The following is a 13,153-nucleotide window of genomic DNA, read 5'->3' as shown; positions in this document are numbered from 1 at the left end:
GGCGACGTGGGGATCTCGTCGTTCGGGAGCAGCGGATGGGCGGCCGGCATCGGCCTGGAAGCCTATCACGGGCGGCAGCGCGGGAGCTGCTCGCTGCCTCCGCCCGCCTCCCCCGGATCGGGCCATCGGCTCATGAGATCAGGCCCTCGGGCCGTCAGGCCGGCTGTGCGGCGGCGCTGGCGCGCTCCGCCGCGGCCTCCCCGAGGCGCGGGTAGTCGATGTAGCCGCGCGGGCCCTCGGAGTAGAAGGTCGCGACGTCGGGCGTGTTGAGCGGCGCGCGGCGCGACAGGCGCTCCGGAAGATCGGGGTTGGCCAGGAACGGCGCGCCGAAGGAGACGAGATCCGCCGCGCCGGTCCGCAGCGCTTCCTCCGCGGTCTCCAGCGTGTAGCCGCCGTTCACGACGAGGGCGCCGCGGAACCGCTCGCGGAGCAGGGGCGTCACCCGCTCCGCGGCGCCGAGCGCCTGCCCCGAGAGCGGCTCCACGACGTGCAGATAGACGACCTTGCGCGCCGAGAGCTCGGCGGCGACGTGGCCGAAGAGCGCCCTCGGATCGGAGTCGCTCATGTCGTTGAAGTCGGCCAGCGGCGAGACCCGGACGCCGACCCGGTCGGCGCCGAACACCCCGGTCACGGCCTCGGTGATCTCGAGCAGGAACCGCGCCCGGTTCTCGACCGAGCCGCCGTACCGATCCGTCCTCTGGTTCACGCCGTTCCGGAGGAACTGGTCGATGAGGTAGCCGTTCGCCGCGTGGATCTCGACTCCATCGAAGCCGGCGGCCTTGGCCCGGCGCGCGCCGTCCTCGAACCGCGCGACCACGCCGGCGATCTCGTCCGTCTCCAGGGCGCGCGGGGTGGTGTACGGCTGCGGGCCCTCGGGCGTGTACGCATGGCCCTTGCGGATCGCGACGGCCGAGGACGAGACGGGCGCCTGCCGGTTCGGCTGGAACGAGGGGTGTGATGCCCGCCCGACGTGCCAGAGCTGAAGGAAGGCGCGCCCTCCCGCCCGGTGGATCGCGTCCGTCACGAGCCGCCACCCGGCGACCTGCGCGTCCGTGTGGATGCCAGGCGTGCGGAGATACCCCACGCCCTCCGGGGTGACCTGCGTCGCCTCGGTGATGATGAAGCCGGCAGAGGAGCGCTGCTCGTAGTACCGCGCGTTGAGCTCGGTCGGCACGTTGCCCTCGCCGGCGCGGCAGCGCGTCAGCGGCGCCATCACGAGGCGGTTCGGCAGCGAGACGGGGCCGAGCGCGAAGGGGCTGAAGAGCAGGTCTTTGGCGGTGGTCACGATCGATGCTCCTTGCAAAGAAGATGTGGCTTCCGAAAGGGAAGTGGCATCCGTTCGGCGAGCATGATGAATCTGCACTGCACGATGTCAAGTCACTTCCCTTTTGGAAGTGAACAGGTCATGCTGGTGTCTGGGACGACACATGAAGCACGCGTGCCAGCACCTCTGCGAGAAGTTTCAGGTCGCGATGGACGTGCTCGCGAAGCCCTGGAACGGGCTCATCATTGCGACGCTCGAGGAGGGGGCGCTGCGCTTCGGCGAGATCGGCGAGCGGCTCGACGCGATCAGCGATCGGATGCTCTCCAGCCGGCTGAAGGAGCTCGAGGCGCTGGGCCTCGTGGTGCGGCGCGTCCTGCCGGGGCCCCCCGTGCGCGTTGAGTACGAGCTGACCGACGCCGGGCGGGGATTCGGCGAGGTGGCGCAGGCGATCTCGCGGTGGGGAGAGCGGCTCGCGGTGAGCGCGGCGCGCGGCGGAGGGGCGAAGCGCAGCGCGCGCGCGGCGCGGGCGGCACGGTAACGACCGGCGGCGAAGCGCGCGCGGGCGTCATCCGCGTGGCCTCCACGCGGGTCGCGTGACGGATGTCACGAAGGAGTCCGCCCGCTCCTGAGCAGCGCTCAGGCAATACCTGACGCCGAGCGCTCGTGCGGCGAGGTAGCGGCGAGGTAGCGGCGAGGTAGCGGCGAGGTAGCGAGATGAGCGCCTCTGTCGATCTCGAGGTTGCGCTTGCCGCTCCGGTGGAATGGTGATGTAATTCGAGGGCTTCGCATCTCGGTGGCTGATAAAATGGGGTGCAGATTCGTGGGATACGAGCTCAGCCGTTAGGCCGGCGAGCGAGGCGTACGAAAGTACGCTGCAGCGCGCCGAACGACGCGGATGAGCTCGCCAAATACGAAGACGCACCCCGCGACAACGCGAAGCGTCAACGCGAGGGCGTCCCCTGGGGGTCGCGGTGGATCGCCTTATGGTACTGCAGCACCAGCGCCGACCGGGGGGGATGAGGCTCGCGCACCAGTTCTGGTTGTCTCTCGTCCTCCCCATCGCGATGGCCATCCTGCTGTATGGCATCTTCGCGTCGGCGCACCGCAAGCAGGTCCTGCGGGAGGAGGCCACGGCGGAGCTCCGCAACTACGCCACCCTGCTTCAGGCGTTCGTCGAGAGCGCGCTGCAGCGCAGGGACGTCGCGCTCGTCCGGCGGAGGGCAGAGGACTTCGCGAGCGCCGAGCGCATCCTTGGCATCGCCGCGTTCACCAGGGAAGGTGAGGCGATCTTCATCACGAAGGGAGTCGAGCGCGAAGCGGAGCGCCTCGAGCAGATCGCGCGCCAGGCGTTCCTCGAAGGCGGCGACATCGAGGAGACCGGCAGCCTGGCCGAGCAATCCGTGCTGCTCCGCACGGTTTCCATCCGCCCGAGCAGCGCCAATCAGCCCCTGGTCGCCGTCCTGGTGCGCGATCGTCATTACGTCGAGGTGCTGGAGAGGACGTTGAACCACGGCCTCGCGGCGACCGGCGTCGTGCTGCTGCTGATCAGCGCGGTCGTCGCGGGGCTCGTCGGGCGCTTCACGGTCGCGCTCCCCGCGCGGGCCATCCTCGCCGGGGCCGAGCGCGTCGCGAGCGGCGATCTGGACGCGGCCGTGCCCGAGCGGGGCGCGGAGGAGCTCTCTCGTCTGGCGAGCGCCTTCAACACGATGACCTGTTCTCTCCGCGAGGCGCGGGAGCGCGCGGTGCGGGAGGAGGCGGCGCGTGTGAACGGGGAGCGCAAGCTGCAGCAGGCGCAGGCGCTCGCCGCCGCGGGGCAGGTGGCGACCTCGCTCGGCCACGAGATCGGCTCGCCGCTGAACGTGATCCATGGCCGCGCGCGCCGCGCGGCCGACCTGCCCGGCTGCCCAGAGCACCTGCGCGCCGAGCTGGAGACCATCGCGCGGCAATCCGAGCGGATCACGCGCGTCGTGTCTCGCCTCGTCTCCCTCGCTCGGCCGCCGAGACCGCAGCAGGCGGACAGCGATCTCCGGCGCGTCATCGACGATGTTGTCGCTTTCCTGGGCCCGGAGTGCAGGAGGCGCGGCATCGAGCCGAGCGTCCTGTGCCCGCTCGACGGCGCCGCGAGGGCGCGCGTCGCCCTCGACTCCGATCGTCTGTTTCAGGTCGTGTTCAATCTGTGCCTGAACGCCGTCGAGGCCCAATCCCGCGGCGGCGAGCTCGTGGTGAGCGTCCTGCCCGAGTGCGATGGTCCAGCGGGCTCTAGCGTCGTGTGCTTCGAGGTCGCCGACGCGGGGCCGGGGATCCCCGCCGGGGATCTGCGCCGGATCTTCGACCCGTTCTTCACGACGAAGGCGGCCGGGAGCGGGCTCGGGCTCGCGATCGTCCGTGGGATCGTCGAGGAAGCTGGCGGCTCGGTGGAGGCCGCCGCCTCGGCGACAGGCGGGGCGCGCTTCCGGATCACCTTGCCCGCGACCGTGTCCGATTCACCGGCGAGCGCGGAAGCGAGCTCGGAGTCAAGTAGAGGGGGTAGAGAGGAAGGGCAGAAAGCATGAGTCTGGGCTCACCGAGCGTGTTGGTTGTCGAAGACGACGATGATCTCGGCCGGTTCGTCGTTGACATCGCCAAGGACCACGGCTACCAAGCGACGCACGTGGCCGATGCGATGTCGGGCCTCGGTCTGCTCCCGTCGGGGGACTTCGACCTGCTGATCACCGACATCCGCATGCCGGGGATGGATGGCATCGAGCTGATCGCGCGGGCGAAGGAGCACGATCCGTCGCTGGCGATCATCGCGATCACCGCCTTCGGCTCCGTCGAGACCGGGATGCGCGCCCTCCGCGTCGGCGCCTCGGATTACCTCTCCAAACCTTTCCGCTCCGATGAGCTAAGCTCTCGCATGCGACGCGCGCTCGAGCGTCGCGCTCGCGAGATCGAGCATGCTCGTCTCCAGCGGCAAGTCGCAGAAGTATTGCGCCGCGGCAAGTCGTGAAACGGCGGTACTCCAGGGTCTCATGACGCCGAGCTCCCCCGGCGTCGACGAGGCCTGAACACCTGAAACGAGAACAAGCACTCCAGGCGCGCTAACGTCGTCGGGAAGGTGGTCATGCAATCGAACAACATCGCGGCGACCTCGAAGGACAAGCACGGGAGCGGAGCGAGCAAGAAGTCGCCGCCCCGCAAGCGCGGCGCCAACGGCAGCCACCTGGATGTGCGGGAGATGCAGCTCCAGGCGGTGCTGGAGGTGCTCAAGGCGGTGAAGGCCGGCAACTTCTCCGCGCGCGTCGGCATCGGCGAGGTGCCGGGGACGATCGGTCAGATCGCCGATGAGGTGAACGACGTCGTCCAGCAGCTGCAGACCGTCGGCTCGGAGATCACGCGCGTGGCGCGCGAGGTAGGCACCGAGGGCAAGCTGGGCGCGCAGGCGGAGGTGCAGGGCGTCAGCGGGACGTGGAAGGACCTCACGGACAACGTGAATGTCCTCGCGGGCAACCTGACCAACCAGGTGCGCAACATCGCGGTCGTGACGACGGCGGTGGCGAACGGCGACCTGTCGAAGCAGATCACGGTCGAGGCGAAGGGGGAGATCCTCGAGCTGAAGAACACCATCAACAAGATGGTGGAGCAGCTGCGCGCGTTCGCGTCGGAGGTGACGCGCGTCGCGCGCGAGGTAGGCACGGAGGGCAAGCTGGGCGCGCAGGCGGAGGTGCGCGGCGTCAGCGGGACGTGGAAGGACCTCACGGACAACGTGAATGTCCTCGCGGGCAACCTGACCAACCAGGTGCGCAACATCGCGGTCGTGACGACGGCGGTGGCGAACGGCGACCTGTCGAAGCAGATCACGGTCGAGGCGAAGGGGGAGATCCTCGAGCTGAAGAACACCATCAACAAGATGGTGGAGCAGCTGCGCGCGTTCGCGTCGGAGGTGACGCGCGTCGCGCGCGAGGTAGGCACGGAGGGCAAGCTGGGCGCGCAGGCGGAGGTGCGCGGCGTCAGCGGGACGTGGAAGGACCTCACGGACAACGTGAATGTCCTCGCGGGCAACCTGACCAACCAGGTGCGCAACATCGCGGTCGTGACGACGGCGGTGGCGAACGGCGACCTGTCGAAGCAGATCACGGTCGAGGCGAAGGGGGAGATCCTCGAGCTGAAGAACACCATCAACAAGATGGTGGAGCAGCTCCGGACGTTCGCTGCGGAGGTGACGCGCGTCGCGCGCGAGGTAGGCACGGACGGCAAGCTCGGCGGCCAGGCGCAGGTGCCGGGCGTCGCCGGCACGTGGAAGGACCTCACCGACAACGTGAACCAGCTCGCCGGCAACCTGACGAACCAGGTGCGCAACATCGCCCTCGTCACGACGGCCGTCGCCAAGGGCGATCTCTCTCAGAAGATCACCGCCGAGGCGAAGGGGGAGATCCTCGAGCTGAAGGACACCATCAACAAGATGGTGGAGCAGCTGCGCGCGTTCGCGTCGGAGGTGACGCGCGTCGCGCGCGAGGTAGGCACGGAGGGCAAGCTGGGCGCGCAGGCGGAGGTGCGCGGCGTCAGCGGGACGTGGAAGGACCTCACGGACAACGTGAATGTCCTCGCGGGCAACCTGACCAACCAGGTGCGCAACATCGCCCTCGTCACGAAGGCGGTCGCGAGCGGCGACCTGTCCCAGAAGATCGCGGTCGAGGCCAAGGGGGAGATCCTCGAGCTGAAGGACACCATCAACAAGATGGTCGATCAGCTGCGCGCGTTCGCCGCGGAGGTGACGCGCGTCGCGCGCGAGGTAGGCACGGACGGCAAGCTCGGCGGCCAGGCGCAGGTGCCGGGCGTCGCCGGCACGTGGAAGGACCTCACCGACAACGTGAACCAGCTCGCGGGCAACCTGACGAACCAGGTGCGCAACATCGCCCTCGTCACGAAGGCGGTCGCGAGCGGCGACCTGTCCCAGAAGATCACGGTCGAGGCGAAGGGGGAGATCCTCGAGCTGAAGGACACCATCAACAAGATGGTCGATCAGCTGCGCGCGTTCGCCGCGGAGGTGACGCGCGTCGCGCGCGAGGTAGGCACCGAGGGCAAGCTCGGCGGCCAGGCGCAGGTGCCCGGGGTCTCCGGCACGTGGAAGGACCTGACGGAGAACGTCAACGTCATGGCCTCGAACCTCACCTCGCAGGTGCGCGGCATCGCCAAGGTCGTGACCGCGGTCGCGAACGGCGACCTCCGCCAGAAGCTCGCCCTGGAGGCCAAGGGCGAGATCGCGTCGCTGGCGGACACCATCAACGACATGACCTACACGCTCCGCGTGTTCGCCGAGCAGGTGACCACGGTCGCGCGCGAGGTCGGCATCGAGGGCAAGCTCGGCGGCCAGGCCAAGGTGCCCGGCGCGGCCGGCACGTGGAGGGACCTCACCGACAACGTGAACCAGCTCGCGGGCAACCTCACCACGCAGGTGCGCGCCATCGCCGAGGTCGCGACCGCCGTGACGAAGGGCGATCTCACGCGGGCCATCTCGGTCGAGGCGCAGGGCGAGGTCCTCCAGCTGAAGGACAACATCAACCAGATGATCTCGAACCTGCGGGACACGACGCGCGCCAACCAGGAGCAGGACTGGCTGAAGACGAACCTGGCGCGCTTCTCCGGGATGATGGCCGGGCAGCGGACGATCGAGGCGCTCTCTCGCCTCATCATGTCCGAGGTGACGCCGCTCGTCTCGGCGCAGCACGGGGCATTCTATGTGCTCGAGTCGGAGGAGAAGTACCCGGCGCTCAAGCTCACGTCGAGCTACGCGTTCCAGAAGCGCAAGGGCATCTCCAACCGGTTCGCGCTGGGCGAGGGGCTCGTCGGGCAGTGCGGCCTGGAGAAGAAGAGCATCGTCGTCACGGATCTCCCGGACGACTACATCCGGGTGAGCTCGGGCCTCGGCGACGCGCCGCCGCGCAACATCTGCGTCCTGCCGGTGCTCTTCGAGGGCGGCCTCAAGGCGGTCATCGAGCTGGCGAGCTTCCAGAACTTCACGCCCATCCACCTCACGTTCCTCGAGCAGCTCACGCAGTCGATCGGCGTCGTGTTCAACATGATCGGCGCCAGCATGAGGACGGAGGAGCTGCTCCAGGAGCTCCAGAGGTCCAACACCGAGCTCGGCTCGCGGTCGCAGGAGCTGGAGGAGAAGGCGTCGGAGCTCGAGATCAAGAACCGCGAGATCGCGCGCGCCAGCGCCTCTCTGGAGGAGAAGGCGCGGGAGCTGTCGCGCACGTCGAAGTACAAGTCCGAGTTCCTCGCGAACATGTCGCACGAGCTGCGCACCCCGCTGAACAGCCTGCTCATCCTCGCCAGGATCCTCGCGGACAACGAGGAGCACACGCTCACGTCGAAGCAGGTCGAGTACGCGAAGACGATCGCCGCGGCGGGGCAGGACCTCCTGCAGCTCATCAACGAGATCCTCGACCTCTCGAAGATCGAGGCCGGCAAGATCGACGTGAAGACCCAGCGGGTGCTGCTCTCCGAGCTGGCCGAGTACGTCGAGCGGAGCTTCCGGCAGATCGCCGAGCAGAAGGAGCTCGAGTTCTGGGTCCGGGTCGCGACCGGCGTCCCCTCGGGGATCATGACGGATCTGCAGCGGCTCCAGCAGATCCTGAAGAACCTGCTGTCCAACGCGTTCAAGTTCACGTCGTCCGGGCGGATCTCGCTCGAGATCGAGGTGGCCAGCAAGGCGCTCACGTTCAAGCGGGAGACGCTCATCAAGGCGAAGACCGTCGTGGCGTTCGCCGTCACCGACACGGGGATCGGCATCCCGGCGGAGAAGCAGACGCTCATCTTCGACGCGTTCCAGCAGGCCGACGCGTCGACAAGCCGCACCTACGGCGGCACAGGGCTCGGCCTGACGATCAGCCGGGAGCTGGCCAGCCTGCTCGGCGGGGAGATCTCGCTGAACAGCACGCCCGGGCTCGGCAGCAAGTTCACTCTGTACCTGCCGGCGGAGCGGACGGAGCAGAAGGCGACGAGGCCGGCGCGCGCCGAGCTGACCGAGCCGGTCGCGCCGCTCCTCACGAACGGCACCTCCTCGGTCGCGCTCGCGGGGCGCAGCGTGCTTGTCATCGACGATGACGCGCGCAACGTCTTCGCCATCACGAGCCTGCTCGAGCGGCGCGGGGCGCACGTGGTCCTGGCCGAGAACGCGAGGCACGGTATCGAGATCTTGCGCGACGCCGATTCGTCCATCGATGTTGTCCTCATGGACATCATGATGCCCGAGCTCGACGGCTACGAGGCGACGCGGGAGATCCGGAGCGATCCCCGCTTCAACGAGCTGCCGATCATCGCGGTGACGGCCAAGGCGATGCCGGAAGATCGACAGAAGTGCCTGGACGCCGGCCTGAACGATTTCGTGGCCAAGCCGGTGGACGAGGGGCGGCTGATGTCGACGATCCTGCACTGGGTGCGGCCGGATTGAGCCACGGAGCCGCACCGTGTCCACCGCGCCCGCGACGACCAGCATCCTCCTTGTCGACGATCAGCCGGAGAACCTGACGGCGCTCAGGGCGATCCTGGCCGACGAGAGCTACCGCCTCGTGACCGCCGCGAGCGGGAAGGACGCGCTCCTCAGGATCCTGTCCGAGGATTTCGCGGTCATCCTGCTCGACGTGCGGCTGCCCGACATCGACGGCTTCGAGGTCGCCTCGCTCGTGAAGCAGCGGGAGAGGTCGCGCCACACGCCGATCATCTTCCTGACGGGGGCGACGGACGATCTCGCGGCCATTTACAGGGCGTACGCCGTGGGCGGCGTCGACTACCTCCTGAAGCCGCTCGAGCCGGAGGTCGTCCAGGCGAAGGTCGCCGTGTTCGTCGAGCTCCACCGGCGCGGCGAGCAGATCAAGGAGCAGGCGGAGCTCCTGCGCCAGGCCGAGCAGCGGCGGCGCGACGCCGAGGTCGAGGACCTCCGGCGCGCCGCGCAGGCGAGGTACCAGAACCTGGCCGACGCCATCCCGCAGTGCGTCTTCACGGCGAAGCTCGACGGCGGCATCGATTACGTGAGCTCGCGCTGGCTGGAGTACACCGGGCTCGCGTTCGAGGCGCTCCGCGGCTGGGGCTGGCAGGCCGCTGTGCACCCGAACGATCTGAACCAGTTCGTCAGCAAGTGGCGGCGCTGCCTGGAGTCGGGCGAGCCCTTTCAGGGCGAGTGTCGCCTCAGGTCGATCCACGGCGCTTACCGGTGGCACCTGTGCCGGGCGGTGCCGGAGCGGGACGTCTGGAAGCGGGTGGTCGCCTGGCTCGGCAGCTTCACGGACATCGACGACGGCAAGCGCCACGAGCAGGAGCGCCTGCACCTCCTGACGCGCGAGCGGGCGGCCCGCGCGGAGGCCGAGGCCGCGGTGCGCCGCTCGGAGATCCTCGCGGAGGCGTCGAGCTCGTTCTCGGCGTCGCTCGACGAGCACAGCGTCGCGACGGCCCTCGTGCGCATCGCCGCGGAGCGCATCTGCACCTGGTGCGTGCTCGACCTGCGCGAGGACGGCGGCGCGCGCAGGCTCGCGGCCGCGCATCGGCCCCGCGACGGGGCGCGGTTCGTGGAACGATTCGTGGAACGATTCGGCCCGCGCGAGCTCGCCTTGACCGCGGAGGGTGTCGGCGCAGTGCTCACGACCGGCCGCCCCGACCTGCGCGTCGAGTGCGCTCCGCGCGACGTCGCCGTGGCGCTCGACATCGACGATCCCGCCGTGATCCAGGAGATCGGCGCCAGCAGCTACCTGTGCGTGCCGCTCGTCACGCGCGGCGAGGTGCTCGGGGCGCTCAGCATGGTGTGGGTCGAGCCGGGCGAGCGCTTCGAGCCGCCCGACTTCGCGGTCGCCCTCGACGTCGCGCAGCGCGCGGCGCTCTGCCTCGAGAACGCCCGGCTGCTGCGGATGACGCGCGAGGCCGTGCAGATCCGCGAGGATTTCGTGGCGGTCGCCTCGCACGAGCTGAGGACGCCGCTCAGCGCGCTGGTGCTCCAGGTCCAGGGCCTCACGCGCGCCCTCCACCGGGCCGACGGCGGGCTGCCGGCGGATCAGGTGCTGGCGAAGCTCTCCCAGGCCGGCGGGCAGATCGAGCGGCTCACGCGGCTCATCGACACGCTGCTCGACGTGGCGCGCATCAACAGCGGCCACCTCGAGCTGAGCCTCGATGACGTGGATCTGTGCGACGTGGCGCGCGAGGTGGCGGGCCGCCTCGAAGCCGAGCTGGAGCGGGCCGGCTGCACGCTCAATCTGGACATGCCGTTGACCGCGGTCGGCCGGTGGGACCGCCTGCGGATCGATCAGGTGATCACCAACCTGCTCATGAACGCCATCAAATACGGGCGGGGCAAGCCGATCCAGGTGCGCATCTCGGTGGATGGGCGGTCCGCGGTGCTCCAGGTGGCAGATCAGGGCATCGGGATCGCTCAGGAGTACATCGCCCGCATCTTCGGGCGCTTCGAGCGCGCGGCGCCGACCAGCTCGTATGGCGGGCTGGGGGTCGGCCTGTACATCGTGGACCAGATCCTGAGGGCTCACGGCGGCAGCATCCAGGTGGAGAGCGCCCCGGGCATGGGGGCCAGATTCCAGGTGGCGTTGCCGCTCCCGCCCCGAGCGGCTGGTCCGTCCGGGCCCCTGGGCGAGCGCCCTGGATCGTCGTTGACCGGTCCTGCCGGCTGAGAGGCGCTCTCCTGAGCTCACCTGCCGTCCGTGGGGCAGGGATGCGGTCGCGCTGCGCCACCGTTGCAACCGGTGGTTTCAACCGTGAAAGGCGGCTCACGGTCCCCCCGTGAAAAGCGGCGACGCCGGCATCCGGCCATCGTTGGCCTGCATCGTGCAACAAGCTCGTGACAGAGCGCCCGGTGCGACACCCGGGGGCAGTCCCTCGCCGATCACCACGGAGACACGGAGGCACGGAGCGAACCCAGACCCGTGCCTTCGTGCCTCCGTGGTGCATGCGTGCATCCGCCGTGAGAGGCGGAAGGCGAGTGGATCTCCCGGGTGGACAAGTTCACGTCCGGACGGGCGCTCAGGGCTCCTGATCTCCGCACTGCGACGCTGCGTAAAAGATCAAAACGGTTTATAGGTGATGAGCCCTCGCTGAGCGACGTGATCAGTCCGCAACATATATCGGTAGTTCAAGTGAAACTTTCTATCAGCCTAGTTGGCCCCTCGATCAGCGCCGAGAGCAGCGCGGGTCCCCTTCTGGTCAAGACACCCTCTCTGGAAGAGGTGGTTCGCGCGGCCGGGGCCCGCCGGCGGGTCTCTGCGAGCGCTGCCCGGGGCGCCACGTCCCGGAAGCGCGCCGCCGCCCGGCGGACGGACGAGCGCTCGGCGAAGGCGACCCGCCGCGCGCGCTGACAGGGCGGCGCGGGCGCGCTCGCCGGCGCGGCGGTGTTCGAGGAAGCGCGCCGCAGCGGGCCGAGCGACGCGGAGGAGCCTGTAGCGCGTGACCGCGCGACGATGCGCCCCGCTCTGGCGGTGCGAGGGCCACGGAGGCACAGACGACGCAGAGGAAGGAAAAGAACCTCTGTGTCCTCTGTGCCTCCGTGGTTTTGTGCCCTCGCCGAGGCGCTCAGCGCGCCTCGGCGTCGAGCAGCGGGCCGAGGTCCTGACCTCGCATGAGCCGCTCTACCACCTTGACGAGGAGCTTCGGGGTGCAGCCGAAGCAGGGGGTCCCGAGGGCAGCGAGCTTCTGCGCCATGTCGTGGTCGTACGAGGGTTTGCCGCTGTCGGACAGCGCGAGGAGGCAGATCGACTTCACCTTGCTGTCGGCGAGCTGGCGCATGCGGGCGACGAGCTCCTCGGCGTTGCCGCCCTCGAACAGGTCGGTGATCAGGATGAACAGCGTCTTCTCGGGGCGCTCGATGAAGTTCGCCTGGGCGTAGGCCACCGCGCGGTTGATGTCGGTGCCGCCGCCGAGCTGCGCCGTGAACAGCACGTCGACCGGATCGACGAGCATCGGAGTCACGTCGACGACCTCGGTATCGAAGAAGAGGAGCCGAGTGCGGAGGACGTCGAGGGACGCGAAGATCGCGGCCATGATGGAGCTGTAGACGACGCTCTCGCCCATGGAGCCCGACTGGTCGACGAGGATCGCGACGTCCCACTCGTGTCTCCGCGTCTGGTTCGCCCAGAAATAGAGCTTGTCGGGGACGAGGCGGCGCTGCTCCGCGTCCCATCCTCTGAGGTTCTTGCGGATGGTGCGCTTCCAGTCGAGGTTCCTGAGGACGCGGAGCGGGCTCGTCGTGTTCCGCCGCAGGGCGCCGAGGACGGCGGTGCGGATCTCGGACTCCAGCGCGCGCCGCACCTCCTCGACGACCTCGCGCACGATCTGCCGGGCGGTCTCCCGGGCGGCGTCGGGGATGAGGCCCTTCGCGCTCATGAGCGTGGCGACGAGCTCGACGTTCTTCTCGAGGAAGGGCAGCGTCTCGGGCTCGAAGAGGAGCTGCGTCAGCCCTCGTTTCTCGATGGCGTCCTTCTGGACGAGCGCGACGATGTCGTGGCTGAAGAACTCGCGCACCGCGGAGAGCCACTCGGGGACGTACGGCCGCGAGCCGCCCAGGTTGCCGGCGCGCTCGTCGTAGATGAACGAGAGGGCCTTGTCGAGGTCGCCGAGCCGCCGCGGGTCGACGTGGAGCGCGGACGCCGCGCCGCCGAGGCCGCCCAGGGAGAGCCGAGGATCGACGCGCTCGGCCTCGGCCCCGAGCGCCAGCCGCCAGCGCAGGAGGGCGTCGCGATCGCCGTCGGTGAGGTCGTCCGTCGCGCCGGCGGGGGAGGGGGGCGGAGGGGCTTTCTTGGGGGTGCGGGCGCTCATCGCTGTGGGGTGTCGGAGGGGTCGCGAGCTCTCCAGAGAGCCTGTTTGGCGGAAGCCCGATGAGCCGCCCTGCGGCGCGAGCAGCGAGCGGCCGCGAGC

Annotated in this window: 7 protein-coding genes; 5 read left to right on the top strand and 2 right to left on the bottom strand. The window is 69.3% G+C overall.

Features of this window, described 5'->3' with window-relative positions; genetic code table 11:
* Positions 1–154: 154 nt before the first annotated feature.
* Positions 155–1,285 (bottom strand): alkene reductase, encoded by a 1,131-nt coding sequence (locus tag WMF19_RS44010; protein ID WP_437895839.1) that lies wholly within the window; start codon positions 1,283–1,285, stop codon positions 155–157.
* Between the two features lie 142 nt (positions 1,286–1,427).
* Between WMF19_RS44010 and WMF19_RS44005 the strand changes: the two genes are divergently transcribed.
* From WMF19_RS44005 to WMF19_RS43985, 5 genes are all read left to right on the top strand, one after another.
* A complete protein-coding gene (locus WMF19_RS44005) occupies positions 1,428–1,802 on the top strand; it encodes a winged helix-turn-helix transcriptional regulator (RefSeq protein ID WP_437895837.1) in 375 nt (124 codons plus the stop codon).
* 445 nt (positions 1,803–2,247) lie between these two features.
* Positions 2,248–3,816, top strand: coding sequence for an ATP-binding protein (locus WMF19_RS44000; RefSeq protein ID WP_437895836.1), 1,569 nt, complete (start codon positions 2,248–2,250; stop codon positions 3,814–3,816).
* Positions 3,813–4,253: a response regulator gene (locus WMF19_RS43995; protein ID WP_437895835.1), complete on the top strand. Its 441-nt coding sequence runs from the start codon at positions 3,813–3,815 to the stop codon at positions 4,251–4,253. Before WMF19_RS44000 ends, WMF19_RS43995 begins: the two co-directional genes overlap by 4 nt.
* A gap of 114 nt (positions 4,254–4,367) precedes the next feature.
* Positions 4,368–8,699, top strand: coding sequence for a HAMP domain-containing protein (locus WMF19_RS43990; RefSeq protein ID WP_437895834.1), 4,332 nt, complete (start codon positions 4,368–4,370; stop codon positions 8,697–8,699).
* A gap of 16 nt (positions 8,700–8,715) precedes the next feature.
* On the top strand, positions 8,716–10,917 hold the full coding sequence (locus WMF19_RS43985) for an ATP-binding protein (RefSeq protein WP_437895833.1): 2,202 nt from the start codon (positions 8,716–8,718) through the stop codon (positions 10,915–10,917).
* A gap of 895 nt (positions 10,918–11,812) precedes the next feature.
* Here WMF19_RS43985 and WMF19_RS43980 read toward each other — a convergent pair.
* A complete protein-coding gene (locus WMF19_RS43980; RefSeq protein ID WP_437895832.1) occupies positions 11,813–13,054 on the bottom strand; it encodes a VWA domain-containing protein in 1,242 nt (413 codons plus the stop codon).
* Between the last annotated feature and the right edge of the window lie 99 nt (positions 13,055–13,153).

Source organism: Sorangium sp. So ce124 (assembly GCF_051525235.1).
GTDB classification, from domain to species: Bacteria; Myxococcota_A; Polyangia; order Polyangiales; family Polyangiaceae; genus Sorangium; species Sorangium atrum.
The sequence above is the reverse complement of the archived record's forward strand: the minus strand, read 5'-3'. Positions and strand labels throughout refer to the sequence as shown.

Excerpts from the sequence above, each read along its gene's own strand:
- WMF19_RS43990 (WP_437895834.1), top strand. The coding sequence starts at position 4,368 with ATGCAATCGAACAACATCGCGGCGACCTCGAAGGACAAGCACGGGAGC.
- WMF19_RS43980 (WP_437895832.1), bottom strand. The coding sequence starts at position 13,054 with ATGAGCGCCCGCACCCCCAAGAAAGCCCCTCCGCCCCCCTCCCCCGCC.
- WMF19_RS44000 (WP_437895836.1), top strand. The coding sequence starts at position 2,248 with ATGGTACTGCAGCACCAGCGCCGACCGGGGGGGATGAGGCTCGCGCAC.
- WMF19_RS44005 (WP_437895837.1), top strand. The coding sequence starts at position 1,428 with ATGAAGCACGCGTGCCAGCACCTCTGCGAGAAGTTTCAGGTCGCGATG.
- WMF19_RS43995 (WP_437895835.1), top strand. The coding sequence starts at position 3,813 with ATGAGTCTGGGCTCACCGAGCGTGTTGGTTGTCGAAGACGACGATGAT.